Source organism: Candidatus Fermentibacter sp., assembly GCA_030373045.1.
In the GTDB taxonomy this organism is placed as follows: Bacteria; Fermentibacterota; Fermentibacteria; order Fermentibacterales; family Fermentibacteraceae; genus Fermentibacter.
The window spans coordinates 49,557-75,621 of record JAUCPW010000009.1; the positions used below are offsets into that span (position 1 = coordinate 49,557).

The window sequence follows — 26,065 nt, forward strand, 5'->3', positions numbered from 1 at the left end:
GAGGCCGCGGTGAGAGCAAGCGAGAGAGCCGTCGAGATCGTGCGGATCCTGTCGGAGGAGTACCCCGACGCCCGCTGCATGCTCGAATACGGGAAGGTGCCCTACCGGCTACTGCTGTCCACGATAATGTCCGCACAGACCACCGACGAGGCGGTCAACAGGGTCTCTCCCGCCCTCTGGGAGTCCTATCCCGACCTCGGGAGCCTGGCCGGGGCGCCGAGGCCCGAGGTGGAACGGATCATCCACCCGCTGGGCTTCTTCCGGGCCAAGTCCGCCTCCATCCAGGGGGCCGCGGCATGGCTCCTAGAGAACACGGGCGGCCGCGTCCCCGAGTCGTTCGACGACCTGCTCAGGATCCCCGGCGTCGGAAGGAAGACGGCCAACGTGGTGAGGGCCGAGCTCTACGGGCTGCCCGCCCTGATAGTGGACACGCACGTGAAGAGGCTCTCCTTCAGGCTGGGTCTCACTGCCTCGGATGATCCCGTCAGGATCGAGACGGACCTCGAGAAGCTGGTCCCGCCCCGTTCGAGGACTCTCTTCAGCCATTCCGTAGGCTTCCACGGCAGGAGGGTCTGCACGGCCCGGAAGCCATCCTGCGCCGCATGCGTGCTCGCATCGCTCTGCCCCAGGAAGGGTCTCGCATAGAAAGAAGCCGGCCGCCCGGAGGCGGCCGGCCGTTTCAGAAGACGGGAATCGTCAGTCTATGTCGCCCAGGTCGACGGACCAGTAGAACCCGGCGGCGTCGATCCAGACCTCCCACAGAGTGTAGGTGTCGCCGTCCTCGTCCTGGCAGTAGATGTCGTAGTAGTCGCCGGCAGGGACGTAGAAGGTGTAGGAGTCGCCGGGGACGATGGTGCTGCTGCCGAGGCGGTCGGAACCCCAGTCGGAGGTGGAGGAGGGGTTGCAGTAGACGTAGAAGATCGTCCAGCTGCCGAGGTCGTTGTAGATGGTCACGGGAGCGCTGCCGCCGCCGGTGGTGACGCCGGTCTTGTCGTCGATGGCGGTGGTCGAGGAGGAGTAGTAGTACTCGCCGAGGTCGTCGAGGGTGACGTACCAGGACCAGGTGCCGGAGACGGGCACGTCGTAGAGGATGTACTCATCGCCGTCCTCGTCGACGAGCTTGATGTCCCAGGTGCCGTTCGTGACCGGGAACTCCCACGTCTCGCCGACGCTCATGACTTCGCTGCCGAGCCAGTCGGAGCCCCATTCGTCCGAAGTGGACGGCGAGATGTAGGCATAATAGATGTCCCAGCTGCCGGTATCGTTCGTGATCTCGATGGTGCCGGCAGAGGCCGCCATGCCGAGCACGGCCAGGGTAAACAAGGCTTGCTTCATATCCCTCCTCCAGGGAAGTGAGTGACACCCGCGGAAATTCTAGCACTTGCCGCGGCGGTGTCAATGTCGACACGCAGCGGAGGCTCTTCCGCCCCGCCTCGGATGATACAGCCGGGGCGACGATCCATTCCACGGCCGTATATTACCGGGCATCGCACGGGCATCCCGGCCCTGCGGGAACGGGAACCGCCGGCAGCCCTCCCGGGCGAGCCCGTCGGGCCGGAAGGAGCTGGCTCCTTGAATATTCCAGGGCAGTTGATGATGGGTTTCGATGCTCTCCTGGGCATCCTCGGGAGACGCAGACCGGTCAATGTGATGATCTCCATCACGGACCGCTGCCCGAGCAGATGCGCCTACTGCCAGATCCCCGAGCAGGGCCGGCCGGATCTGCCCACAGCCGTCTGGATCGACCTCGTCTCGCAGATGGCCCGGGCGGGCACGAGGCGCATCGGGGTATGGGGCGGCGAACCCCTCTCGCGGCCCGACATTGCGGAGATCTGCGGGCATGCCAGGAGCCTCGGGATCTATGTCAGCCTCGACTCCAACGGATACCTCGTGCCGTCTCGGCCCGAAGTGCTCGGCGCCATCGACCATCTCGTGCTCGCATACGACGGTCCCGAGGAGGCCCACGACGCCAACAGGCAGCCCGGCAGCCACGCCAAGGTCATGGCCGCGATGGATGCCGCCGCGGGCAGGGTCAGGCTCTGGTCGATCACCGTCTTGACCCGCAACAACATCGGCCACATCGACCACATACTGTCCGAGGCCGGGAGGCGCGGGTTCCTCGCCACCTTCCAGACCCTCCACCACAACGACAAGCTCGGGAGGAACCCCTCCGGCATGATGCCCTCCGCGGAGGAGTACAGGGAGGCCTTCAGGCACCTCCTCGAGAGGAAGAGGGAGGGCGCTCCGATAGCCAATTCGCCGCGATACCTGAAGAGCCTTGCGGCATGGCCCGACTACCGCTCCACGAGGCTCGCCGGAGCCTTCCACGGGGTGTCCTGCAGGGCCGCGAGGATGTACTGCAACGTCGACGTCGACGGCCGCGTCTACCCGTGCTCCCTCCTGATGGGACTCTCTGACGGCGCCCCGGATGCCGTCGAAGTGGGCTTCGACCGCGCCTTCAGAGCCCTGGGCCCCCTCCCCTGCCAGGCCTGCGTGGCGGGATGCTATACCGAATACAACTACCTGTACGGCCTCTCCGTGCCGGTCGCGCTCGACTGGTTCGCATCGGTGAGGAGGACCGACAGGGTCATGGCGGAGGCCGCCGCCAGACGGCCCTTGCGAAAGACGGAGAACTAGATGCCAGCACTGCCGGAATATCTCACACGGGCCCTCCTCGAATCGGAGGGCGTCCCTGTCGTCCCGGGGGTCATGCTCACCTCCGCTCCCGCCTCTGTCGCCGGTTTCCCGGTGTTCCTCAAGGCGCAGATACCCGGAGCGACCAGCAGGAAGAGCGCGGGTCTGGTGAGGCGGATCGACTCGCCCGCCGAACTCGGCGCGGTTCTGCCCGACCTCCTGTCCAGGGACCGCTGCGAAGGCGTCCTTGCGGCCGAAGCTCTCGATATCGAGCTCGAGCTCTATGCCGGGGTGGTGTTCGACGCCGGATCGTCCTCGGCCCTTCCCGGCGGCAGGCTCCTGTTCAGCCTCGCCGGAGGCTCGGGCATCGAGGCGAGGGCCGGCTCCCTGACCGAGATACGATTCCCGCTCTCGTCCCCCCCATCCCCCGGGACCCTGGCGGCCTCCCTCCCGGACGCCCCGTGGAGGACTTCCGCCGCAGACCTTCTGGCCGGCATGGCCCGGACGTTCTGCAGGTACAGGCTCCTCGTCCTCGAGGCCAATCCGCTCGCGGTGCTGCGCGGTGACGGCAGGGTGCTCGTGGTCGACTGCAGGGCCGAATTCGAGGGCAGGGCGGTGAGAAAGGGCGAGGAGGCGCTGTTCGGGACCGCTTCGGCCAGGGCCGGTGACTCGACGCGCCTCGAGAGGATGGTGGACGCCTTCAACAGGAGCGACCCTGCCGGCACCGCCTTCTTCAGGCAGAACAGGGGGGCGCCCGCGCCGGGAGCGGTCAGGGTCGCGACCAATCTCTGCGGGGGCGGCGGCAAGATGCTGTGGGAGATGGCGGTCGGCGGGAGGGACGACATCTTCGCCCTAAACGAATCCGATACCTCCGGAGGGCTCTCGGCGTTCAAGAGCTACAGGTTCCTCATGGCCGTCCTCGCCCAGGAGGATGCCGATCTCCTCCTCTTCACGGGATCGGGGATGGCGTTCCAGAGCCAGCTCAACATAGCCGCGGCCATATGGAAGGCTCTGCGCGAGAGCCCCTGCGTCGTCCCCGTCATGGTGCGGTTCGGCGGCACCGACGAGGACAAGGCGAGGGCGATGTTCGAGCGGCTCTCCGGATCGCTCAGGGTCCCTGTCCGCACGTACCCCTCCGAGGTCTTCCCCAATGCAATGGTCGACTCCATCCGCGGCTTCCTGGAAGATGCCGGGACGTCCTCGCCCGTCCCGCCCGCCTGTCCTCCCGGGGGATCCCCGGCCTTCGAGGTGGCCGTGCCCCCGGGGAGATTCCACGTAGACGGCGCCAGGTGCGCCGAGTGCCGTGAGAGGCCGTGCCTCGGGGCATGCCCGACGCACTTCCTGGCCTGGGCGGACGGATCGGGCCCTGCTCCGGTGGAGGGCCAGCGCTGCACGGGCTGCCTGATGTGCGAGGCGGCCTGCCTTCTCGACGGCTCCGCCGGGTTGTTCATCGAACTGGAAATGCCGGAGGTGGAGTGAGGACATGGCTGGCATTCTCGGACACCTTGCAGGAATCGACGACCCCGGCGTGGTCGTCTTCGGGATAACGGGCAAGCAGGGCCAGAGCACAACCAGGGTGATGACGGGATACGGCACCAGGGTGCTCGCCGGAGTCACCCCCGGCAAGGGCGGCCAGGAGGTCGACGGCATACCGGTGTTCGATTCCTGCGCCGATGCCGTCTCCGCGGTTCCCGGCCTGAACTCGGCCGTGTTCTTCGTCCCGGCCGGAGCCGTTCTGCAGGCCACGCGGGAGGCATCCTCGGCCGGGATACGCTTCATGGTCCACACCGCCGACGGAGTCGCTTCGCACGATGCCGCGCTCATGCGCGAGATGTCGGTCGACGGCGGCTTCAGGATCGTCGGACCCAACACGGTCGGCATGCTCGACACGTCGGGCTGCCTCTTCGGGCTCATCGGGGGCGGGGCATCGTGGGCCAGGAAGAACTACCTCCCTGGCTGCGTGGGGATCATCTCGCGCTCGGGGGGGCTCTCCCAGCTCCTGGGCGCCTTCCACTGCAGGCCCCATCTCCCCGGTCCCCTCCCGGGCGGGGGATACGGCGAGCTCTGGGGCGACACCGGGCCCGGGGTCTCGGCGGTCATCTGCGTAGGGGGGGATCCCGTGCCGGGGACCACCCTGCTCGAGGCGGCGCTGGCCTTCGAGGCCGATCCGCGCACGAAGGTCATCGCCGGCTACGGCGAGACCGGGACCTCGCAGGAGAACGAACTCGCGGAGGCGGTGGCGGGCGGTATGATCACCAAGCCCGTAGTGCTCTTCCTCGGCGGCAGGTTCACCGAGGCGGGGGTTTCGCAGAGCCATGCCGGCGCGATGATCCGGTGCGAGGCCGAGACATGGGCTGCCAAGCACGAGGCCCTGGTAGCCGCCGGTGTCACCGTGGTGGACAGGCCGGATGCGGTGTTCGGGTCGGTCGCGGGAGTCCTGGGGCTGGTCTGAGGGTCAGGTCCTTTCGAGCTGGAAGTACCTCGCCCATTCCGTGACCTGGTATCCGGCCCTCTCGAGCAGCATGAGCGCGGGTCCGTCGCTTGCCGGGACGGTCTGCCTCGTCCTCGTGCAGCCCCTTTCCGCGAGCATGGACAGACCGGTCAGCAGTATGGCCGTCCCGAGCCCCCGCCTCCTGAAGCGGGGCAGGACGCCGAGGAAGTAGAAGGCGCCCTCCTTCGCGTCGAGGCTGTCGAGGCGGGCCATCATCACTCCGGCCGGCTCGCCATCCTGCATCACGACCCTGAACAGCTCGGGATCGAACCTGGCGCCCGAGCTCCAGGCCGTGAGATAGCCGTCGAAGTCGATCTCCGCCCAGGGGGTCCTGCCGGCGCAGTCCCTCGCGATGGCCGCCATCCTCGCCTGTCCGGTCCTCCCCAGGCCGATGGATTCCGGTGCGATGCCGGGAGGCTGCACCCCCGAGAGCGACCGGGACAGGATCGTGCTGTCGCGAAGGAATCTGAACCCGGCGCCCCTGTAGATCTCCTGCAGCCTCGTCATGTCCTCCCGCGCCTGATCGGAATAGACGGCCGCGAGGACGCTCCTGGCCCTGGTCAATGCCGATCTCACCGCTTCGCGCACCAGGGCGGCCTCGAGCTCCCTCGCTCCCGGGGGGTTCCCTACGGCGTGGGGTATCCCGATCAGGACCTCCCCCTCCTCGCGTTCGTGTCCCGTGAAGATGAAGCCCGCGGGTTCCCCCGACTCGTCGAACGCTCCCAGGTAGGCCCCGTCGAAGAAGTCGTCGAGAGCGAAGCCGAGGAGATGTCCGGAGAGGAAGCCGAGAAGGTCCCTCCTCTCGAGGATCCTGATCTGGTATGCATGACCGGTGTCGCTCACGGCAGGCTCCCGACTCCGGGGACCGGACTCACCTTATGTAGCCGAGATCGCGGAGGGTCCTTCCCACGGTCTCGGCGAAATCCACGACCGCCGGCGCCCCGGCTGCCGGTGTCGCCCAGTACGTAAGCGCCTCCGAGAGCAGCAGCGAATCGGCAACGAGCGGGGAGACCTCGCCGGGGTCGGACATCAGGTCGAAGGTCACGGAGCCGCCGGACCCGGTGTCGAATATGACCTTTCTCCCGGAGGCCGTGCACGATGCGAGATCGGCGTCCCTCCAGAGCACTCCGCTGGCGAACACCCGCCTGTCGGGCGGCTCTCCCCCGGCGGCGAACAGATCCAGTCCCGGGCGCCCTGGAGGCGATTCCAGCCCGCACAGCGCGGCAAGGGTCGGAAGGATGTCCACCTGCGACGCCGGGGCGGCCGAAGATCCGGGCTGCACCCCGGGACCGGAGATCACCAGCGGGACGCGGACCGATTCGTCGTAGAGGCTCACCCCGTGTTCGATGCACCCGTGCTCCAGGAATTCCTCGCCATGGTCGCCGGTCACTGCCACGACAGTGCTCCCGGCGAGTCCCCTCTCCCTCAGACCGGCCAGCAGCCTCCCGAGCTGGGCGTCGGAATAGGCTATCTCCCCGTCGTAGAGGGCGATGAGATTGAAGAGCCCGTCGGCGGGCAGGGAGTCGACCCCCCGGTTGACCGCCAGGAGCTGCGGAACGGTACCCCAGGCCGAATCGCAGGGCCCCTGGTAGGCCGGGTCGGTGAACATCCCCGAGTACGGCGCGGGGGGATCGTAGGGCATGTGCGGATCGTAGAAGTGGACAACGGCGAGGAAGGGGCGGCCGCCTCCGGTCCCGTCCAGCCAGGACAGGAAGAGGTCGACCGTCTCGCCCGCCCCCCTCTGCGACATGCGGTCGCTGAGTCCGGCACAGTCGAACGTGTCGAAACCCACGTGGAATCCGAAGTCCTCGTCCAGGAAGATCACGTTGAGGAATGCCGCAGTGCCGTAGCCCGCGTCGCCGAAGATGCGCTGGATGGTGGGAAGGGCCGGATCGAGCCCGTAGAAGACCCCGTCCCTGCGGCCGGCCATGTGCTCTCTCGGGGTGAGGCCGGTGAGTATCGAGGCGAAGGCGGGCAGGGTCCAGGAGGTCTGGGCACGGAATTCCGTCCAGGAGGCGCCGGACATCGCCAGGCTGTCCAGGACGGGGGTCGTGGGCCGCCCGTAGCCGAGGAAGGAGACGTGATCGGCCCGGAAGGTGTCGATCACGACCAGCACCACGCTGGGTCCCTCCGGCTCTCCTCCGCATGCACAGAGGAAGGCGAGCGCCGAAAGCAGCGGCAGGAGACGGGCCGTAGTCTTCACCCCTTCAGGCATGGGCGGCCAGCCAGTCCGCACCCCAGCCCGTCTCGGCCCTGAGAGGTACTTCGAGATCCATGGCGCCCTCCATGGACTCCTTCAGGATCAGGGCCACCCTGCCGGCCAGGTCCCCGGGGCAGGATGCCACCATCTCGTCGTGGACCTGCAGGACCAGCCCCGACCCCGGCACCTCGTCCCCGAGGCGCTTCGCGGCCCGCAGCATGGCCAGCTTCATCAGGTCGGCAGCCGAACCCTGGACGGTCGTGTTCACCGCCATCCTCTCCATGGCCTTCCTGGCCGTACCCTTCGCAGCCGCCAGGCCGGCGAACGACCTCCTCCTGCCGAGTATCGTCCTCGTCTCCCCAGTCGACTCCGCCGTGGATATGCAGGCCCTGAGGAACGAGTCGATCTCCGGATAGGCGTCGAAGTACCGGTTGATTATCACCGCCGCCGAGGACCTGTCCAGGCCCAGCCTCTGCGCCAGCCCGTGGGCGCTGACGCCGTAGACTATCGAGAAGTTGACCTCCTTCGCCCTGCGCCTCTGCTCGGGACCGGACGAGCCGAAAACGGCCAGGGCGGTCATGGCATGGATGTCGGCATCCTCCATGTAGGCCTGCCTCAGCCGCCCTTCGCCGGCCAGGTGGGCCAGGAGCCTGAGTTCGATCTGTGAATAGTCCGCACTCACCAGCACTTCCCCGCGCCCGGGGGCCCTGAAGCACTTCCTGAGGGTCCTTCCCCTCTCGGTGCGGATCGGGATGTTCTGGAGGTTCGGGTCGCTGGAGCTCAGCCTCCCGGTGGCCGTGACGGCCTGGTTGAAGGAGGTGTGCACGAGCCCGGTGTCGGGCGAGACGAACGAAGGCAGCCTGTCGACGTATGTCGAGAGGAGCTTGGAAACCTCCCTGTGTTCCGAAACGATACCCACGAAGGGATGCGCTCCTGCAAGGTTCTGGAGCACCGTACCGTCCGAGGAGTCCGCCCCCCTGCCGGTCTTCCCGAGCCTGGGGAGGCCCAGCCTGTCGAAGAGGATGGCCGATATCTGGGCGGGGCTCCGCAGGTTGACCCGGGTGCCGATGAGCTTCGAGGCTTCCGCCTCGATCCCTTCGAGTTCCGAGAGCAGGCCCTTCCTCATCTCCGCGAGGTTCGCCGTGTCCAGGGAGACTCCCCGCCGTTCCATCCCCGCGAGAACGGCCGAGAGCGGGAGTTCCAGGTCGCGATAGATGCTCGAAAGGGATGGATCGCTGGAGATCCGGTCCTCCAGGGTCCTGAGGGTTCGGAGGCCGAGGCGCGCCGAGCTGCAGGAAGCCCGGGCGTGCCCGCCGGCGGAGTCTCCGGGTGACCCGGGATCGAGGACGTAGGCAGCAAGACCGAGGTCGCCGGCGGGGGGTTCCGGGCGGACACCCATGCTCCATGCCGCGTGCAGGAAGCTCTTGGAGTCGCGGCAGAGAAAGCGCCCCGAGCCGAGTATCGCTGCGATCCCGGCGGGAGGCGTCTCCTCCCCGGCTGTCTCGAAGAACCAGTCCTCCCCCTCCCCGTCGCCCGAGACCGCGATTTCGCCTGGCGCGCGGTGGATGGATGGCGCCGGGGAGAACTCCACGAAGGGGGTCGATCCTTCCGAGAGGAGGCGGATGAGCCCGGCGGCGTCACCGGAGGGTTCCACCCGCGGCTCCTCCATGCCCGGGGAGGTCGGGGAAGGCTCTCCCGGCGCGGACCGCAGCCCGAGTTTCGCCGCTAGCGCCCTCATGCCGAAGCGTTCCAGGACGGGGGCCGATTCCGCACCCGGCGGGCGCAGCAGGAACGAGGAGGGGTCACCGGTGCCCGGGGCGTCGTATCTGAGCCTGACCAGTTCCAGGCTCATCGCAACCGAGTCCCTCGATTCGAGGAGCTTCCGTCTCAGCGACCCGGGCTCCACGGAATCCAGATGCGCATAGATGTCCTCGATCGAGCCGAATTCCCTCACCAGCATGGACGCGGTCTTCGGTCCCACCCCCCTGGCTCCGGGCACGTTGTCGGAGGAGTCCCCCGCGAGGGCCAGGAGGTCGGCTATGTGCGCCGGCGGAGCACCGGCGACCTCCTCGACCCGGTCGGGACCGACGGTCTCCTGTGGCTTTCCGGGGCGCCCCGGCCTGATGACCGACACCCTGTCGGAAACGAGCTGGAGGAGGTCCTTGTCGGCCGAGAGTACGATCACGTCCCAGCCGGATGCCTCCGCGCCCCTTGCTGCCGATGCGATGAGGTCGTCGGCCTCCCAGCCGGGTTCCTCCAGCGTGCTGATGCCCAGGGCCCGCAGGAGGGCGGGAGCCGCCAGCGCCTGGTCGACCAGCTCCGCGGGGGTTTCGGGGCGGTTGGCCTTGTACTCCGGGAAGAGCTCGTTCCTGAAGCCCGGTTCGTGCGAGTCGAAGGCGGCGGCGGCGGCATCCGGCGAGAGCCGGGCGAGCAGCGTGATCGTCTCGGTCAGGAGATGGTGGAGCCCGCTCGTCACCATCCCGTCGGGTGCCCGAAGAGGATTGCGCGACATGGCGAAGTGGCCCCGGTAGAGCATGCCCATGCTGTCGACCAGAAGGAGCTTCACGGGCCGGTCCCGAGCATCGCCGAGGCGGCGTTCGCCACCTCCTCGACCGTGATCGATCCGAGGCAGGGCGGAGCGCCGCCTTCGGGGCAGCGTTTCCGGAAGCATGGCGAACATGCGTATCCGGCCGCACGCACCGTCGTCACTCTCCTCCCGGATGGGGCCGTCCACGCCGGGGAGGTCGAACCGAACACCACGACGGACGGGACTCCCAGGAGTGCTGCGAGGTGCATCCCTCCGGAATCGTTGCCGATGGCTGTGCGCGAGCCTGCGAGCGCCGCGCACAACAGCGGATAGGAGAGGCCGGCCGCAGTCCGGGCTCCGCCGCCCGAGGCGCTGCAGATCTCCGAGAGCAGGGGGGCCTCCCCGGCGCTGCCGTAGAACACCGCCGGGAGCCCGGTGCGGGACGAGACGATCCGGGCGGCTTCGGCAAAGCCGTGCCACCTCTTGGCCGGTCCGAACGCCGCTCCGGGGAAGACTGCGATGTGCGGAGGCGAACCCGGCTCGAGGTCAGGTATCTCCACCGGTGCGGGCTCGGAACCGGCCTCGCGGGCCAGACGCTCGAAGTCCAGGCTGTGGTGGTGCCCTCTGCCGGCGGGAGGGACAATGCGCCTCGACAGGAGGAGGTCCCTCATCTGCCCGGCATGGCCGATCCTCTCCGGGATGCCCGATCTGAATCCCATCCAGGCCGATCTGAAGGAGTCGGTGAGGAGCAGCAGGCGCGAATAGTCTCCACGGCGAGGCAGGGATCGCGAATCGATGACGGGGACGCCCGGGAACATCACGGGAAGGAGGCCCGAAATCCTGCCGTGCGCCCAGAACCCCATGCCTCCGGGACTCCTCGACAGGCCGGACAGGGCCTCCATGCTCATCACGAGATCACCAAGCCAGTTGGGGACTCTGACCAGGAGCACGGATCACCAGCCGGTCCTCAGGAGTTCGGCCCATGCGTCGGCCAGACCCTGCGCATCCCCGGCGGGAGGACGTCCCCAGTTCGGGAAGGCGGACTTCCTGTCCAGGCCAACAACCGGCACGCCCATGGCCGATGCCTGGGCCCAGTGGACCGGATCGTCCGTGGCCACCACCGTCGCCCCGGCGATGACGGCGGCCTTCACCGACGGGGGCTGTCCGGCCACGGGTCCCTCCTTCGAGTCCATCGAGACGATCCTCATGGGCAGCTCGGCGCCGTGCCTCCTCAGGATGTCCGCGACTCGCAAGGTGGAAGCCATGTAGGGCAGCACGGAGCCCGATACCGGCGACAGCAGGGAGGCGGCCTGAGCCATCTCGCCCCGGGGCATGGAAGGCCTCCACGAAGTGTCCGGGCTGGCCCCGAGCAGCTTGGACAGCTCGTACATCCTCGCCGGAACCGGCATGGCCTTCAGGTTGAAGACGAGGTTGGCATCCTCGTCGGGCCTCGTGTAGATGCGGATCGCGTCACGGAACCTCTTCGCGATCGGCCTGATGGCGCTGTCGGGAAACTCCGACACCACCAGGACTATCCTGGCGTCGGGGAGCACGTCGGTGAAGGACCCGCGTCCTCCCCTGCCCGGGACGTAGACGGTCACGGCCGGGGGCACGTCCAGCAGGGACGGCACGTCGACATCCTCCGCGGGCAGGATCATCTCGATGGCCGTGCCGGGGAGCGAGCGCGCCACGGAATTGGCCAGGAAAAGCGCAGCCCACGAGTCGAACCCCGTGGATCCCGCCAGGATGGCGATCCCCTCCGGTGACAGCAGGTCGTCGGGGAGATGTATCATGAGTTCCTTCGGAGCCGGTCTTCGTCCCGTGAGGAAACCGGGCAGCCTCATTCCAGATCCTCCAGAAGCCTGCGCGCCATGTCCCTGACGGCGATCGACGCCTCCGGCGAGCCCGCCAGGGAATCCAGCAGGAGCAAGGATCTCGAGGTTCCTCCGGCCCTCCAGGAGCATAGCGCCTCCTGGATCCTGGGAAGCCCCTCCGAGGGGAAGGCCCGGGCGAGGAACTCCGCCTGCGCCACGGCGTCGTCATCCCTGCCTGCGGAGAGTGTCGCGAACGAGAGGTCGAGCGCCGCGTAGTAGGATCTCCTCACCGTGGTGGCGCAGTCGATCGCCTCGGCGAACTCCGAGGCTGCATCGCCCGGGAGGCCCCTGTAGAGGAGGGCCGTTCCTCTGGCCCTGTGGACCAGCCAGGGATCCCCCTGCACCGATTCGAGCCCCGCGACGGCCATGCTGTCCAGCCCGGCCGTCCATGCGAGCCTGGCATACCAGTAGTCGAACTCGCCCCGGAGGGAGTCCGTGCCGGCGATCCGCTCCAGATCGCACAGCAGCATGTGGGCCCTTCCGGAATGGCCGGCATAGAGAGCTTCCTCGAGGAGCGTGCAAAGGACACGGCATTCCCCCGCGGCACTGCCCGCCTGCTCGTAGAGGACCCCCGCCTCCCACAGCCTGCCTGCGGTCTCCAGCTCCCGCGCATCATCGAGAATTCCGCAGAACAGAGCGGCAGTAATGAGGAGCGTCATTTCGCGTACCTCGCGAGCAGCCGTCTGATGAGCCTCAGATAGCCGGCCGCCCCGAACAGGGTCGAAGCCAGCGCCAGGAACTCGGCGGTTCCGGCAATGGTGGAGTATACGGCCTTTCCCGGAAGGGCGGCCGATCCGGCGGCACTCGCGGCAAGGACGAAGCTCAGGATCACCACGAGCTTCTCGCTGGTCGGGATGACGACGAGCGGCTTGCCCACGCCCCAGGAGACCACCGTGGTGGCCGCGAGCACCAGCAGGTGGTACCCCGACAGGGCAGCCGCCGCGAGTGTGTCCACCCATCCCGCCCTGGCCATCACCAGCAGGGTCACGGACAGGAATATCTTGTCGGCTACGAAGTCGAGTACCTTCCCCTCGAAGGAAGACCTGCGGAGCCTGCGGGCGGTCCACCCGTCGAGGTAGTCGGTGGCTGCCGCCCCGAGCACTATCCAGAACAGGGCCAGCGGTTCGATCCCATAGTATGCCATGGCGCCGACCCAGATGGCGGCCAGCATCCGCAGGCCGGTGACCAGGGCGGGGACGACGGGCGGCCAGCGCACCGCCTGGGAATCCGGCGGGAAGGCCTCAGCGCCCTGCTGCCTCATCGGTCCTCCTGAAGAACGGATCGATCTCGTCGAGCCAGATGATGCCGTCATGGGGGAAGCTCCCCGACGGGAAGGCCTCCGAGATGCAGGCCATGTCCACGGGCGAGGGGAACGCTTCGGGATGGAACAGCCCGTCGGGGGGCAGGACCATCCATCCGGCGGCCAGCACCGCCGCGATGGACTGGGCGGCGTCGTCACCTTCGAGGTCCGGAGGGGGTTCGGGCAGCATGGCGAGATAGGGATGAAGGGAATAGCGCCCGTACCACGAGGCGGCCATGGCCAGATCCCGCCTGTTGGCCGGGATCCTGGCGCCGCGGCCTTCGAGGCAGGCCGACGCCCTTCCGGGCTCTCCGCCGGCGACCAGGACCAGAACGAGGGGCATGAGGGCCGTCCTGTCGCCTGCCCTGAGCCTGTCCCGCAGGCGCTCCTCGGCCGTGATCCCCTCCGTGGCTATCTCCGCGGATGTAGGCGTGGAGTATGTGGACGACATGCCCGAAAGCGCATCGAAGCCTCCCTGGTCCATCACGACGAGGGAGACGAGGGATGCGGCCGCAGCGGAACCCGTCCGGGGGATCATGCCCGCCCTGAGCTGCCATGTCGCGGTGTCGGCGGAGGCGCCTGCGCATAGCAGCATGGCGATCAATCCGAAGGGGATCCTGGAGCGGGCAACGGGATTCGAACCCGCGACTTTCAGCATGGGAGGCTGACACTCTACCAACTGAGCTATGCCCGCTCCGGACGGGGGAATTGAATAGGCGAAGGAGCTCCCGGCGTCAAGCCCGTTCAAGAGAGGGGCTCCAGGGTTTCGCCCTCGTAGACGGGCCTGGCTTCACCCTCGAGCCACCACCCTGCATCATCCATGCCGACTTCGAGAGGAGATCCTCCCGGAGGATGCACCGTGCAGGGCAGGGAGACACGCCCGCAGCGAAGACCCGCGAAGACCGCAGCGACCGCTCCCGTGCCGCAGGCCAGGGTCTCGCCCTCCACGCCCCTCTCCCATGTCCTGATCCGCATCGATCCGGGTGTCTCGACGCATGCGAAGTCCACGTTCGCCCCTGCCGGCCCGGTTTCGGGGGCCCGCCTCAGGGTCGCGGCGGAGGACTCGAACAGGCCGTCGTAGAGATCATCCCTGAAGACCACGAGGTGGGGCACCCCGGTGTCCTCGAGGGATGCCTCCAGGGTCGCCGCGACTCCGCCGGGTCCGGGAGCAGCGAGCGACAGACTCCCGGAGAGAGCGACCGGGGCGGTGAACCAGAGCCTCACCGTCCCGCCCGGCCTCACTTCGGCCCGGTGCGTTCCGGCGTCGCTCTCGAAAGTCTGCACGGGTCCGGCGGCGCCCCTCATGACGGCGAAACGGGCGATGCAGCGGCCTCCGTTCCCGCACATGGAGGCCCGGCCCCCGTCGCTGTTGTAGTAGACCATCCGGTAGTCGGAGGTGCGGGACTCCCTGAGTTCGAGCATGCCGTCGGCCCCGACCGAGAGCGCCCGCCTGCAGAGACCTGCGATCCGGGGCTGCGTCAGGAACGGGCCCAGGGAGCCGTCCCTGTTGTCCACGGCTATGAAATCGTTGCCTGCGCCGGTGAGCTTGGTGAACTTCATTCCATTCCCCGCTCGGCGAGCCGGAGCAGATCGGCCGCGTTCCCCGATCCGGCCAGACCCGGATCCTCCTCCAGGGCCGCCCTGACCTCCGACGAAGCCTCGTCCTCCATGCCCGCGGCGAGATAGAGCCTGGCGAGGTCGAGCCGCAGCTCGGGATCGGGGCCGAATGACGACAGGTAGGCGTGGAAGTCGGCCGCTATCCCTTCGATGGGATACAGCCCGTCCAGATGGAGCCCGACGAGTTCCTGCATGATGCCGGTGGCTGCGTCCAGGTCACCGCCGTCGTCGCATACCAGTACGAGAGCGGCGGAGAGCAGTTCCGGCGACCTGTTGTCCCGTCCGGCGAGGGCCAGGGAGCGGGCGGTCCCCAGGGGGTCGGACAGCGCCTCCGCGGCCTTCCGATAGTCTCCGAAGAGATCCGTGAACCTGGCGTCGAACAGGAGCCCCGAGCGGGCCGGGGATGTCGCGGCCGACCCTGACGGAAGGGAGAAGACCCTCAGCGAGGGGCCCTGGAACACCAGGCGGAGCTCCGACAGACCGTCCGGTTCGTACTGCATCAGGAGGGCCGCGGAGTTCTCGGGCGGGGATGTCAGCCCCGCCAGGTAGAGCAGGCCCGCCGGACCCTGGTCGAGGAGGAAGTCGGCCTGATGGACCACGTACTCTGAACCTGTTCTCCGCATGAATGCAGTCAGGCTGTCCTCGGGCTGGAAGACCCGCACTGCGAACTCCTCGATGTTCCTCCGGTTGGATGCGTTCTCGAAGAAGGTGTGCGTCACGACCGGCCTCCCGGCGTACGCCGAGATGAAGCCGGAGATGTGCCAGTAGGAGAGGAATGCCTCGTCGGCATCGGTGGAGGAGTCGGCCCACGCGACGAGGTCCGAGAGCTCCTCCTCGCCGAGCAGGGAGGCCTGCTGTCCGAAATGGAGCCCGGCGCCCTCCAGAATGCCTGAATAGGGGAGCACGAAGACCGACTGCAGCGCCAGGATCGCCCCGAACACGGGATACCTCCACCTCGTCCTCAGGGTTTCGACGGCTGGCGCCAGAAGGACGGGGGCGAGGAGCACATGGAGCCTGTCCATCATCATGTAGGCCGCGAGTGCCGCGGGGACCGCCCAGCGCAGCAGCGACGGCCCCCGCTGCCAGAGCCTGCGGGCACCGAAGAGGGCGAAGACGATCAGCGGGCCGAAAAGGAGCAGTATCTCGCCGACGGGAGGGGTCTCGTACCCTCCTACCCAGAACAGCCTGGCATCCGGCGGGAGCTGAAGGGGATCCCCGGGGTGCAGGAAGAGGAACCTGAACTTGGCAAGGATCATCGCCCCGACGTGCGCCGTCGCGTCGTTGAACCCGAACAGGGCCACCATCGCGGATGCAGCCGCCGCGAGCACGGGCAGTGCGGTCACCCTCGCGACCGTGGAGACGAGCAGGGCGAAGGCCACTACGGATGCGGGCGACAGGATGGCTCCCTCGGCGCGCATGTGCGGGATGAGCAGCGCGGAAGCTATCTGCGCGACTGCCGGCAGGGCCACCGCGGGAAGGGGCAGCTTCCTCCCGATGTGGAGAACCAGGATGTAGAAGAGGATCGCCGCGCACACGAAGCCCGACGCCTTCCACGACGCCGCGGCGGCCGACAGGAGGATGGCCGAAACTGCCGAGGGGACCAGGCTGGCCCGGGTCGAGGTAGACCTCGTCGACCTCTCGACCGACCAGCACAGGAAGAGGATGACGGGGACGGCGACGGTCTCCCTGTAGAACGACTCCCCCCTGGCCCGGAGCATCGCCGGGAGCAGGAAACCGTATGCGAGCGCGGCCATCGCCGCCCGGCTCCCGCCGAGGCCGGCCTCCCGGAACCACAGCAGGATGGCGACCATTCCCAGAAGCGGGAATGCGAGGCAGAACACCCTGAGGAAGGCCTGGAAGTCCGTGCCGGGGAACAGGGCGCGGTGGAGCCCTCCGGCGATGTACTCCTCGAAGATGGAGTTCTCGGAGGTGAGCATTCCCGACGGGTGCATCACGAGCGTGTCCAGCGCGGGGATCGCCCGGCCTTCGGACACCATCGAGGCGTATCGGTACGACTGGGTGGTCTCGCCCTGCATGCGGGGCGGAGGGGGAAGGATCACCGACGAGAACCACGACCTGAGGAGGAAGGCGGCCATCAGGGCCGCCGCCGTCAGGATGGGAAGAGAGAGCGCCCTCCCGAGCGGATGGTCACGACAGGCGGGCATGGCGCCGCGCCATCATAGCCGCAATGAGCTTGAGGGTCTCGGCCGGCCCGCCACCTCCGAGGGCCACGGCTTCGACCACGGGCCAGCCGTGCCTGTTCAGGAGCCTGTCCATCATGTCGACGGGGGCGATGCCCGGGAGATCCCTCTTGTTGTACTGGAGGACGACAGGGATCATGGAGAGGTTGAGGCTGAAGCTCTGGAGGTTCTGCTCGAGGTCGTCCAGGGTGTCCACATTGGCGTCCATGCGTTCCATCTGGCTGTCCGCGACGAACACGAGACCGTCCAGGCCGTCGAGGATCACCCTCCTGCTCAGGGCATAGTACGCCTGGCCGGGCACGGAGTAGAGGTGGAGCCTCACGTTCGCGCCCTTCACCCAGGCGAAGTCGACAGGGAGGAAGTCGAAGAACACGGTTCTCTCGCCGCGTGTGCAGAGGGTCACCAGCCGGCCCCTGTTCTCCGGGGCGATCAGGTCGCGGATCCGCCTGAGATTGGTCGTCTTGCCGGAGAGCCCCGGGCCGTAGAAGACGATCTTGTAGGCTACCTCGCTGCCGGATCTGTGCATTCGAGCTCCCGCGGCTTCATGGCCGACTGACCGGACAGAAACTACCGATTGCCGGCCCCCGGTGCAAGTCCCGGCGCATCAGGACCACTCAATCCGCCGCCCGGCGTATCTTCAGAGGGCTGGCGCGGCCATCCCGCGGGCGTATGCAGCGGGGTCGGCCAGCATCCTCCCCAGAGTCTCCTCCGTGGCATCCGTCCTGGCGAGTGCCGCATAGCACAGGGCATTCTCGCCCAGGCGCGCGCACTCCCAGGCCAGGATCCCGGGGGACGTCCTGACCGACTCGAGCGTGAACCACTCCCCCAGAGCCTCCGCGCCCGCCGGATCATCCGCGATCGAAGCGGCGAAGCCGGACAGGAGGGATTCCGCTCCGGGTTCCCCGAGCGCCGCCGAGTAGTACGCTCCGCACGCGTAGGCCGAACCGGCCTCCCCGGCGGCGAGGAAGGAGATCATCGCATCCAGGGCGTCGCTGACGCGTGCGGTGTCGCCAGCCTGCACTATCGTCGAGACGGCGCTGTTCTGGAGGTCGAACCTGTCCATGCGGTCCGTGGTTTCCAGATAGGCATCCATCTCGGATCTCAGGAAGTCGGTCGTCGGATCGCCCGGGTTGGTCTCCTCGTAGCCCCTCAGAGCGTTCCACGCCCCTATGTGGTTCCCGAAGTGGAGGTCCACCTCCACCTGCAGCCAGACGTTGGCAGCCGTGCCGGGCTGGAGCGAGTCGACCACCCTCTCGAGCTGGCCCTCCCTGTCGTAGTCGATGGCCACCTGTCCGAGGAGGACGGCGGTCTGTGAGAGCCTGGAGTCCGAACGGGCAGAGGCGAAGCCGGCCAGGCGGTCCGCGGCCGAGAGGATGTACGCCGCGGCCGAATCGCATCCCTGGACGCCGTCGACGAGCCTTGCCGCCAGAAGGGCGTGCGTGGGGAGGAACTGCATCCATTCCGAAGGCATGGCCACGAAGAGTGACTCGGCTCGTGCGAGGGCGATCCCGGCGCTGTCCGCCGAGCCCCCGTCGTAGTGCGCGTCCACGAGCCTGTGGTAGGCCAGCACGTAGTTCCTGGCAAGCAGCACGGCCTGGTCGTCCTTGAAGATGCCAGGATCGTCCAGACCCTCGAAACGGTACGAATCCATCAGGCGCCAGCTCCGGCCCACGTCCACCATGCCGGTGCCGGGTTCGTCACCGACCCTGAAGGCGATCCCCTCCATGATCAGGTAGGGTTCGACGTAGATCCTGCTGTCCTCGGCGACGGTTCCCGCAAGATAGACATCGCGCCCGTGGACGTCCCTCCGCGCCACCATCGACAGCATCACGAGGTCCTGCATCCCGATCGAGCCCTGGACACCGTAGGATTCGCTCGGCAGCGCGAGCGCGAAGTCGCCGCGCCGGATCGCCCATGGCCAGGCCTGCGGGAACACGGACCGGAGTATCCCGCTGTCGGTCTCCGAGAGGAGAGGCATGCCGTCGTTCGTGACATGGAAGTAGTGCGGCCCCCAGATGAACACGGGGCGCATCGAGTCCACCAGGCCGAGATCCCCGAAGGGGATGAGCGCAGGGTCGCGGTCGAGGAGCTGGTAAAGGTACCAGTCCGTGTTCATCAGGCTGAGGTTGCTGACGATGACGTCCCTCCTCACCCCGAGGACGGACTGCGCGAACCAGAGGGGGAAGGTGTCGTTGTCGCCGTTGGTTATGAGAACGGCCCCCTCGGAGCACGATTCGAGGAGGTTGATGCCGTAGTCGCGCGCCACGACGTCCCGGGAGCGGTCGCACATGAAGTAGTTCCCCGCCAGGCTGGCGACGGGCAGGAGCATCACGGCCCATGCGGCTTCGTCCCTGCGCGTGGCCGTCCTGAGGAAGGCTCCCGCGCCGAATGCCGCGAAGACCGCGAAGAGGGCGAAGGAATCCGCGTAGAAGTAGTCCCTCTCGCGCACCTCTCCTGTGGAGGATGCGATCGGACCGGTCTTGAAGTTGAGGTAGAAGATGAAGAACACGCTTGCCATCAGGAAGATCGTACCGACATAGAGCAGGATGCGGCGGTTCCGCCGCCACAGGAGCACGCACCCCCAGAGGGCCGAGATCGTGACGGCGAACCTGATCGCGAAGAACAGCGGGGTGCCGGCGGCGCCCAGCATCCTGTCCCACGACTGCGGCAGGCCGGACTGCCATGAGAGGTATCTGAAGTACTGGGCGATCTGCTCGGGCACCGGGCCCTTCCTGTCGAAGACGGAGACCTGGCCGTACTGCTCCCTGGCGAGCGCGGATCTGAAGGCGGGCCAGTTCGAGGGGTCGGTCTCGTTGATCTCGGGCCTCTGGACGGCCCTCAGGGGCATGTAGAGGTGCACGCTGAAGGCCAGGACCATCAGGCCCAGCGCCGTCGCCAGGAATCGAGGGCTCCTCCAGAGAGCCGACCTGCCCTTCGCGGCGGACAGGGCATAGATCACGGCGATGCCGGGCACGGCGATCAGGGCCGCCAGATGCACCCCGACGGCCATGGTGAGGAGATAGAGGACGAGATAGAGCTGCCTGTCGGCCGGGCGCGACTCCTCCGTGCGTACGATCCAGATGTCGAAGACCCAGATGGCTGTCACCGCGATGCACTGGGAGATGGCGTAGGTCTCCATCGCGTTGTTGTTCTGCCATACCGTGAAGCTGAAACCGGCGAGCAGGGCCGCTGCCACGGACACCGGCCTGTAGAAGGAGGGCGAAAGCCCCATCCTGACGGACCAGCGCTGGGTGAGCCTGGCCAGGAGAGCCATCGAGACGGCTCCGGCGATCACGCACATGAGGTTCGTCCTGGTGGCGATGTCAGGGATGAATCCGAACAGCAGCGTGAAGAACCTGCCCAGGAGAACGAAGAGCGGGACGCATGGCGGGTGCGGTATCCCGGCGATCCAGGAGCAGGCGATGTACTCGCCGCTGTCCCAGAAGCTGACGGTCCTGGCCATGGTCAGCAGATAGACCAGACCGACGATGATCCCGGCAGCCGCAGCGAACCAGCGGTCGGTCGGAACCGTCCTGCACACGGGATCCGTGTGGCCTGCGCCCTGACTCATCCCTCGTCCTCTCCCCTGGGGTGCGCCCTTCTGTAGACTTCCCTGAGCCTGTCCCCGGTAAGGTGTGTGTATATCTGCGTCGTGGAGAGGCTGGCATGCCCCAGCATCTCCTGCACCGCCCTCAGGTCCGCCCCGTTGTCGAGAAGGTGGGTGGCGAAGCTGTGCCTGAACGTGTGAGGGGTCGCACCCAGTGTCCTGGATGCGCCGCAGAGCCCTTTGGCGACTATCCTCCTTATGTCCCTGGGATCGAGCCTCCTGCCGTTCCTGCTCACGAAGAGCCAGGGCGACCCGGGGTCCCTCCTGGTGAACGACGGTCTGACGGACAGCCAGGAAGATATGACTGCTACCGACATTTCCGCCACAGGCACGATCCTGTCCCTTCCCCCCTTGCCGGAGACGATCCGCAGCATGCAGCGCTCGAGGTCGAGATCCTCGAGCCTTGCGGCGGAAGCCTCCGAGACCCTTGCGCCCGAGCCGTACAGGAGCTCCACGACCGCCCTGTCCCTCATGCCCGTCGCCGTGGACGTGTCGTAGGACTCGAGTACGGACATCACTTCCGAGACACCCAGGAATCCCGGCAGTCTGCGCGGGGCCTTCGGCATCGGCAGTCTCGAAGCCTGCGAACCCTCCGACCCGCCGCTGAGTTCGAGCCAGCCCTCGAGGGCCCTGAGAGCGGAGATCTCCCGGGAAACCGACCTCGGGGAGAGCCCTCGCTCCGATTCGCCCCTCACGAACGCTCTGAGTGTATCCGAATCGAACCTCGGGGTTCCTTCGCAGAAGTCGAGGAACTTCCGGAGGTCCGAGATGTACGAGGATGCCGTCCGGGCGGACAGACCCCTGGCGCCGGTGAGCCAGGAGGAGAAGGCAGCTAGGAGTTCCCGGCCGGCTTCCGGCAGCTCGGACACATCAGCCCCTTCGCTGTCTCCTCGAGGTACGGGAAGCCGCATCTCTCGCACCTGCGAGCCACCGGCTTCCTCCACGAGGCGTGCCTGCACTCGGGGAAACGGCTGCAGGAATAGAAGATGCGCCCTTTCTTCGACCTGCGCTCGACCAGCTCGCCGCTGCATCCCTCCTCGGGGCAGGCCACTCCGGTGGGGGCCGGTTCGGTGTGACGGCATGCCGCCCCGGAACAGCCCAGGTACCTCCCGAACCTGCCGGTCCGGAACACGAGCGGGGAGCCGCATTCAGGGCACTTCCTCCCGCTGTCGACCGCCGTTTCGGCCGACTTCCTGAACCTGCACGAGGGATAGTCCGAGCACGAGAGGTAGCTGCCGAACCTGCCGGGCTTCAGGAGCAGAGGCGAACCGCACTGGGGGCACTTCTCGCCGGTCTGGCGCGAGAGCTCGCTCCGCACCCGCCCCAGGTTCTCGACAGCCGATTTCAGGGACTGCTCCAGGGGCTCCTGGAGCCGTGAGACCGCCTCTTCGTAGCTCGTGCCGCCGGAAGCGACGCTGTCGAGCATCTCCTCCATGGACGCCGTGAACGATGTCTCGAAGATTGCCGGGAAGAGGTCCACGAGGAGCCGCACCGTCGCGGTGCCGAGTTCGGTGGGCCTGAGCCTCTTCTCGCTGAGCACCACGTAGCTCCTCTTCCTGATGGTGTCTATGATGCTCACATAGGTCGACGGGCGGCCTATCCCGAGCTTCTTCATCTCGGCCACCAGCCCTGCCTCGGTGAACCTGGACGGAGGCTTCGTGAAGCACTGTTCGGCCGTCACTTCGAGGAGTTCGGCCCGGCCTTCGGCGAGGGAGCCGGGCATCGGCGACTCTATCGATGCCTGGCCGGGGTCTATCGTGAGGAAACCTCTCGATCTCAGCGCTTCTCCCGTAGCCCGGAACTCGTAGACGCCTCCCGTGAACGTCACCACTGTGCGGTCGACAATGGCGTCGGAGGCCTGCGAGGCTGTGAAACGCCTCCAGATCAGGCCGTAGAGCCTGAGATGCTGGTCCGGGATCCTGCCCTTGAGCATCTCAGGGGTCCTGGCGGGATCGGTGGGTCTTATGGCCTCGTGCGCGTCCTGGGAGCCGGACGAACTCCTGAACCTCCTCGGCGAGGGAGGGAGCATGCCGGGACCGAAGGCGGCCTCCAGGAATTCCCTGGCGGCCTGCTGCGCCTCCGGGGCTATCCTGACCGAATCGGTCCTCATGTACGTGATCAGGCCCGAGTGCTCTCCACCGATGTCCATGCCCTCGTACAGCTCCTGGGCCAGGGACATGGTCCTGGAGGGAGAGAGTCCGAGCGTGCTGGATGCACTTTGCTGGAGGGTGCTCGTGATGAACGGAGGGAGCGGCCTGAGAGTGGCCTCCCTGCGTTCGATCGAGGAGAGCATCCACGATTCGGCCCTGATCCCCGGGAGGAGCAGGTCGACCTCCTCCCTGGATCCGGGCGCGTGCCTGTCGCCGTCGGCCCGCTTTCCCGCGATCCGGACGAGCGTGGTGGAGACCTCCTCCCCTCCCTGTCCGAAGCGCGCCTTCACGGGCCAGTACTCCACGGGGACGAAGGAGGAGATCTGATCCTCCCTCTCCTGTACGAGTCTGAGCGCGACGGACTGGACCCTGCCTGCGCTGAGCCCCGAGCTTATCGCCCGCCAGAGATAGGGGCTGATCCTGTATCCCACCAGGCGGTCCATCACGCGCCTGGCCTGCTGGGCATCGACGAGGTCCATGTCGATCTCGCCGGCCTTCTTCAGGGAACCCAGCACGGCGTCCTTCGTTATCTCGTTGAACTTCAGCCTCTTGAACTTCACGCCATCCCTCTTCAGCAGCTCGGAGAGGTGCCAGCAGATGGCTTCGCCCTCCCTGTCGGGGTCGGCTGCGAGATAGATGGTGTCGTACTTCTTCGCGATCCTTCTGAGGTCATCGATCGTCGACCTCTTCTCCGGCAGGATCGTGTACTGGGGCTTGAAGCCGGAGTCAGTGGAAACACCCAGGCGCTGCCTGGGCAGGTCGCGGACATGGCCCATGGAGGCGACGATCTCGAAGTCACCGCCCAGGTATCCCCTGAGCGTCCGGGCCTTGGCGGGAGATTCAATTATGACGAGGCTTCTTGCGCTCATCTCGGTTCCGTCACTGTCTGTTCGACGGCGGGGTGCGGGTTGGCGGCTCAGTAGCGGGCCATCCAGTCCTGCAGGGGACCCGAGAGGATGTTCCAGACCTCCTGGTTCGTGGTCCCGGCGCAGTTCTGGAAGTCGACGGGGCCCATGCAGGCCGACACCGTCGGGAAGCTCGCCCTGACGAAGGACACCGTCCTCACCGGGTAGTACTCGCTTTCGCTGTAATAGAAGACGAGCTCGTCGACGGGGCCCTCGCCCAGCCATGCCGTCAGCGCCCTCAGGAGCGCGTACCTGTAGGTGTCCTCGACCGGGTGCAGGATTGTCACCGCGGCGACGACCGTGCTGTCGGGCATCCTGAAGACCGCGAACCTGTCCACGGTGACCGGGATCGAAGCTGCGATCCTGGCCAGGTCGCCTTCGAGCATCTCCCCCGCTTCGGCCATGACATCGATCCCGGACGGCGCCTGGGTCTCGAGGGGCACGGCCGGAGCGTCTGTTATGGAGTCGACTCCCGGGGGGAGCGGAAGGCCGGACAGGGATGACAGGATGTCTTCGTCGCCGGGATTGTCCGGACCCTGGATGGCCGTCGAATCGGGCGGCAGGGTCAGCGTGTCGGCAGGCATGGTGTCGAGAGGCGCCACTTCGGTGGAATCGGCCGGTTCCGCATCCGGGGGGACGGCGTGGAACAGCCCGAGCGGGTCGAGGAGATAGAAGGCCGCGAGCAGCCCCAGCACGGCCACTCCAGCCGCTACGTACGCGATGTTCCTGGATCCGCCCCTGCCCGACGACGCCGGTGCCGTCTGCATGGTCTGGTCGGAGCCGTGCCTGGACTGGGGTCTGGACGAGGTCGTGCGCGCGAGGGGCGCATCCACCACCTTGCCGTCCGCGGCGCATTTCTGGCAGACATGGGCGATCCTGTCGAAGCAGTCGCGGCATGTCAGCTCGGCGCAGGAGCGGCATGGCGCCAGCTTCTCCCCTCCCGTGGGGGTCCTGCCGCAGACGTGGCAGCGCTCGATGGACAGGACCTCCTCGCTGGCGGAGGTGACCGAAAGCTTCTCCTCGTGCTTGACGGGGGCGGGAGGGGTGTGTGAAGCCGATTCATCCAGCTCCCCGAAATCCTCTTCCTCCTCCGGGACCCGGGGCGGTTCCTGGGGAGCCTCCTCCTGCTGGTCCTCGACGGTCTCCATCCTCGGGAGCAGGTCGACGAAGGGATACAGCCTGTTCTGTATGACCCTGGCCCGGCCCATCGGCACGGCCTCCAGCAGGACGAGCGGGGCCTTGTCGACGGAAGCCCTGGCTTCCTCGCGGGTCATGTGCAGCTCGGACACGAGGAGTTCCAGGACGCGCTGCTTCTCCTCCTCCCTGCCGAGCCGGACGAGGAGGAGATCGACGAGAGCTTCTGAGAGGTCCATCAGACCATCCCCCTGTCTTCTTCGTATCCGCGGTGCGGACTGACGGAATGCTCCTGGCCCGGATAAGGCACAGCAGGGTCGTTCGTCATGCCGTTCCCTCGTCGGCCTCGAACTGCCGGTGAAGCCTGGTGATGACCATGCGGCTCACCTTGCGCAGGGTCTCGAAGACACCGATGCCCTTCGAGGCCACGGCTTCGACGACGGGTATCCGGCTCAGCCCGAGAGTCTCGCTGATCTCCTCCACCGAGGCTATGTCGGGCAGGTCGCGCTTGTTGCACTGTAGGACCAGGCTGACGCCCTTCCTCTTCTGGTTCTTGAGATTGTCCCTGAGATCCCTGAGGGAGGCGATGTTGGCCTCCATCCTGTCCCTCTGGGAGTCGGCGACGAATACGATGCCGTCAACGCCCTGGAGGATCAGCCTCCTGCTGTCGGAGTACATGGCCTGCCCCGGGACGCTGTAGAGATGGAGCCTGATCTTGAAACCGTTGATCGTTCCGGTATCGAGGGGGAGGAAGTCGAAGAACAGGGTCCTCTCGTTGCCGGCGGCGAGGGAGATGAGCTTGCCCCTGTTGTCGGCGGGAACCTCTCCGTGGATGACCTTGACGTTCGTCGTCTTGCCGGAGAGCCCCGGACCGCAGTAGACGATCTTGCAGTCGATCTCGCGGGCGCTGTAGCTGACGGTCGCCAAGCGTCACTCCCCCCCGGGCTGCCCGGAGCCGCGATGGCTCTGGTTGTCGTCCATGCCGTCACGGATGCCCTTCTTGAACTCCCTCAGGGCCTGGCCGAGGGATCTGGCGATGTCGGGTATCCGCTTCGCCCCGAAGAGCAGGAGCAGAGCCACGACTATCAGGCCTATCTCCAGGGGCGAAGGACGGAACATACCCACCTCCAGGCGGGGTCAGAACCACCTGTAGAGGACACCTACCAGTATCAGCCCGAGGAAGCTCATCAGGTTGACCCTGAAGGCTATCTCCTCGAGAGCGAATCTCATCACCACGAGGTCGAGCCGGAATGGTCCGAGCGAGAACTCGAGCGAGCCGGCGAAGAAGGATCTGAGCGTGGTCGCCGTGTCAGGGAGGATCAGGGCCATGCCCTCGCCGAATGCCGTACCCGCCATCATCCCCAGCAGGGACATCGCTATCCAGAACCCGGGTGGTCTCTTGTTGAGCAATTCGCCTCCGACGAC

23 protein-coding genes and 1 tRNA gene are annotated in these 26,065 nt (G+C 67.1%); 4 read left to right on the plus strand and 20 right to left on the minus strand.

Annotation, left to right across the window (positions count from 1 at the left end; genetic code table 11):
- The first annotated feature begins 9 nt into the window (after positions 1-9).
- On the plus strand, positions 10-645 hold the full coding sequence (nth, locus tag QUS11_02450) for an endonuclease III (protein ID MDM7992152.1): 636 nt from the start codon (positions 10-12) through the stop codon (positions 643-645).
- 51 nt (positions 646-696) lie between these two features.
- On the opposite strand, the gene QUS11_02455 is transcribed toward nth, so the two are convergent.
- Positions 697-1,335, minus strand: coding sequence for a hypothetical protein (locus QUS11_02455; protein ID MDM7992153.1), 639 nt, complete (start codon positions 1,333-1,335; stop codon positions 697-699).
- Positions 1,336-1,593: 258 nt separating this feature from the next.
- Here QUS11_02455 and QUS11_02460 point away from each other — a divergent pair, with 258 nt between their 5' ends.
- From QUS11_02460 to QUS11_02470, 3 genes are read left to right on the plus strand one after another with little or no spacing between them, the layout of a single operon-like run.
- Positions 1,594-2,637: a radical SAM protein gene (locus tag QUS11_02460; GenBank protein MDM7992154.1), complete on the plus strand. Its 1,044-nt coding sequence runs from the start codon at positions 1,594-1,596 to the stop codon at positions 2,635-2,637.
- Complete coding sequence (locus tag QUS11_02465; protein MDM7992155.1) at positions 2,638-4,113, plus strand: hypothetical protein; 1,476 nt, start codon at positions 2,638-2,640, stop codon at positions 4,111-4,113.
- Positions 4,114-4,117: 4 nt separating this feature from the next.
- Positions 4,118-5,086 carry a CoA-binding protein gene (locus QUS11_02470; GenBank protein MDM7992156.1) on the plus strand — a complete coding sequence of 323 codons (969 nt, stop codon included), beginning with the start codon at positions 4,118-4,120 and terminating at the stop codon, positions 5,084-5,086.
- Positions 5,087-5,089: 3 nt separating this feature from the next.
- On the opposite strand, the gene QUS11_02475 is transcribed toward QUS11_02470, so the two are convergent.
- The 19 genes from QUS11_02475 to QUS11_02565 form a co-directional block, all read right to left on the minus strand.
- The gene (locus QUS11_02475; protein MDM7992157.1) at positions 5,090-5,968 is read right to left on the minus strand and encodes a GNAT family N-acetyltransferase; all 879 of its coding nucleotides are present in this window, start codon (positions 5,966-5,968) and stop codon (positions 5,090-5,092) included.
- A 28-nt stretch (positions 5,969-5,996) separates the two neighbouring features.
- A complete protein-coding gene (locus QUS11_02480; protein MDM7992158.1) occupies positions 5,997-7,328 on the minus strand; it encodes a sulfatase in 1,332 nt (443 codons plus the stop codon).
- Positions 7,329-7,332: 4 nt separating this feature from the next.
- On the minus strand, positions 7,333-9,891 hold the full coding sequence (locus QUS11_02485; GenBank protein MDM7992159.1) for a DNA polymerase: 2,559 nt from the start codon (positions 9,889-9,891) through the stop codon (positions 7,333-7,335).
- Positions 9,888-10,802, minus strand: coding sequence for a glycosyltransferase family 9 protein (locus QUS11_02490; protein MDM7992160.1), 915 nt, complete (start codon positions 10,800-10,802; stop codon positions 9,888-9,890). The genes QUS11_02485 and QUS11_02490 overlap by 4 nt, the downstream gene beginning before the upstream one ends.
- Before the next feature lie 3 nt (positions 10,803-10,805).
- Positions 10,806-11,696: a hypothetical protein gene (locus QUS11_02495; protein MDM7992161.1), complete on the minus strand. Its 891-nt coding sequence runs from the start codon at positions 11,694-11,696 to the stop codon at positions 10,806-10,808.
- Complete coding sequence (locus QUS11_02500; GenBank protein ID MDM7992162.1) at positions 11,693-12,385, minus strand: hypothetical protein; 693 nt, start codon at positions 12,383-12,385, stop codon at positions 11,693-11,695. Before QUS11_02500 ends, QUS11_02495 begins: the two co-directional genes overlap by 4 nt.
- Positions 12,382-12,987, minus strand: a complete 606-nt coding sequence (locus QUS11_02505) for a CDP-alcohol phosphatidyltransferase family protein (protein ID MDM7992163.1) — start codon at positions 12,985-12,987, stop codon at positions 12,382-12,384. Before QUS11_02505 ends, QUS11_02500 begins: the two co-directional genes overlap by 4 nt.
- Positions 12,968-13,630: a hypothetical protein gene (locus QUS11_02510; protein MDM7992164.1), complete on the minus strand. Its 663-nt coding sequence runs from the start codon at positions 13,628-13,630 to the stop codon at positions 12,968-12,970. The genes QUS11_02505 and QUS11_02510 overlap by 20 nt, the downstream gene beginning before the upstream one ends.
- A 14-nt stretch (positions 13,631-13,644) precedes the next feature.
- A tRNA-Gly gene (locus tag QUS11_02515) sits at positions 13,645-13,720 on the minus strand.
- Positions 13,721-13,770: 50 nt separating this feature from the next.
- Positions 13,771-14,586: a diaminopimelate epimerase gene (gene dapF / locus QUS11_02520; GenBank protein ID MDM7992165.1), complete on the minus strand. Its 816-nt coding sequence runs from the start codon at positions 14,584-14,586 to the stop codon at positions 13,771-13,773.
- Positions 14,583-16,808: a hypothetical protein gene (locus QUS11_02525; protein ID MDM7992166.1), complete on the minus strand. Its 2,226-nt coding sequence runs from the start codon at positions 16,806-16,808 to the stop codon at positions 14,583-14,585. The genes dapF and QUS11_02525 overlap by 4 nt, the downstream gene beginning before the upstream one ends.
- Complete coding sequence (locus tag QUS11_02530) at positions 16,792-17,370, minus strand: hypothetical protein (GenBank protein ID MDM7992167.1); 579 nt, start codon at positions 17,368-17,370, stop codon at positions 16,792-16,794. Before QUS11_02530 ends, QUS11_02525 begins: the two co-directional genes overlap by 17 nt.
- Positions 17,371-17,481: 111 nt before the next feature.
- Entirely contained in the window at positions 17,482-20,415 is a 2,934-nt protein-coding gene (locus tag QUS11_02535; GenBank protein ID MDM7992168.1) for a DUF2723 domain-containing protein, read from the minus strand.
- A complete protein-coding gene (locus tag QUS11_02540; GenBank protein MDM7992169.1) occupies positions 20,412-21,320 on the minus strand; it encodes a tyrosine recombinase XerC in 909 nt (302 codons plus the stop codon). Before QUS11_02540 ends, QUS11_02535 begins: the two co-directional genes overlap by 4 nt.
- Positions 21,284-23,470, minus strand: coding sequence for a type I DNA topoisomerase (topA, locus tag QUS11_02545; protein ID MDM7992170.1), 2,187 nt, complete (start codon positions 23,468-23,470; stop codon positions 21,284-21,286). The genes QUS11_02540 and topA overlap by 37 nt, the downstream gene beginning before the upstream one ends.
- 47 nt (positions 23,471-23,517) lie before the next feature.
- Complete coding sequence (locus QUS11_02550) at positions 23,518-24,879, minus strand: hypothetical protein (GenBank protein ID MDM7992171.1); 1,362 nt, start codon at positions 24,877-24,879, stop codon at positions 23,518-23,520.
- An 85-nt stretch (positions 24,880-24,964) separates the two neighbouring features.
- Positions 24,965-25,567 (minus strand): ADP-ribosylation factor-like protein, encoded by a 603-nt coding sequence (locus QUS11_02555; protein ID MDM7992172.1) that lies wholly within the window; start codon positions 25,565-25,567, stop codon positions 24,965-24,967.
- Between the two features lie 3 nt (positions 25,568-25,570).
- Positions 25,571-25,759: a twin-arginine translocase TatA/TatE family subunit gene (gene tatA / locus QUS11_02560; GenBank protein ID MDM7992173.1), complete on the minus strand. Its 189-nt coding sequence runs from the start codon at positions 25,757-25,759 to the stop codon at positions 25,571-25,573.
- An 18-nt stretch (positions 25,760-25,777) separates the two neighbouring features.
- Entirely contained in the window at positions 25,778-26,050 is a 273-nt protein-coding gene (locus QUS11_02565; GenBank protein ID MDM7992174.1) for a DUF4321 domain-containing protein, read from the minus strand.
- Between the last annotated feature and the right edge of the window lie 15 nt (positions 26,051-26,065).

Coding starts and splice junctions, on each gene's coding strand:
- QUS11_02455 (MDM7992153.1), bottom strand. CDS start 1,335: ATGAAGCAAGCCTTGTTTACCCTGGCCGTGCTCGGCATGGCGGCCTCT.
- QUS11_02460 (MDM7992154.1), top strand. CDS start 1,594: ATGATGGGTTTCGATGCTCTCCTGGGCATCCTCGGGAGACGCAGACCG.
- QUS11_02465 (MDM7992155.1), top strand. CDS start 2,638: ATGCCAGCACTGCCGGAATATCTCACACGGGCCCTCCTCGAATCGGAG.
- QUS11_02470 (MDM7992156.1), top strand. CDS start 4,118: ATGGCTGGCATTCTCGGACACCTTGCAGGAATCGACGACCCCGGCGTG.
- QUS11_02495 (MDM7992161.1), bottom strand. CDS start 11,696: ATGAGGCTGCCCGGTTTCCTCACGGGACGAAGACCGGCTCCGAAGGAA.
- QUS11_02500 (MDM7992162.1), bottom strand. CDS start 12,385: ATGACGCTCCTCATTACTGCCGCTCTGTTCTGCGGAATTCTCGATGAT.
- QUS11_02505 (MDM7992163.1), bottom strand. CDS start 12,987: ATGAGGCAGCAGGGCGCTGAGGCCTTCCCGCCGGATTCCCAGGCGGTG.
- dapF (MDM7992165.1), bottom strand. CDS start 14,586: ATGAAGTTCACCAAGCTCACCGGCGCAGGCAACGATTTCATAGCCGTG.
- QUS11_02525 (MDM7992166.1), bottom strand. CDS start 16,808: ATGCCCGCCTGTCGTGACCATCCGCTCGGGAGGGCGCTCTCTCTTCCC.
- QUS11_02530 (MDM7992167.1), bottom strand. CDS start 17,370: ATGCACAGATCCGGCAGCGAGGTAGCCTACAAGATCGTCTTCTACGGC.
- QUS11_02535 (MDM7992168.1), bottom strand. CDS start 20,415: ATGAGTCAGGGCGCAGGCCACACGGATCCCGTGTGCAGGACGGTTCCG.
- topA (MDM7992170.1), bottom strand. CDS start 23,470: ATGAGCGCAAGAAGCCTCGTCATAATTGAATCTCCCGCCAAGGCCCGG.
- QUS11_02550 (MDM7992171.1), bottom strand. CDS start 24,879: ATGGACCTCTCAGAAGCTCTCGTCGATCTCCTCCTCGTCCGGCTCGGC.
- tatA (MDM7992173.1), bottom strand. CDS start 25,759: ATGTTCCGTCCTTCGCCCCTGGAGATAGGCCTGATAGTCGTGGCTCTG.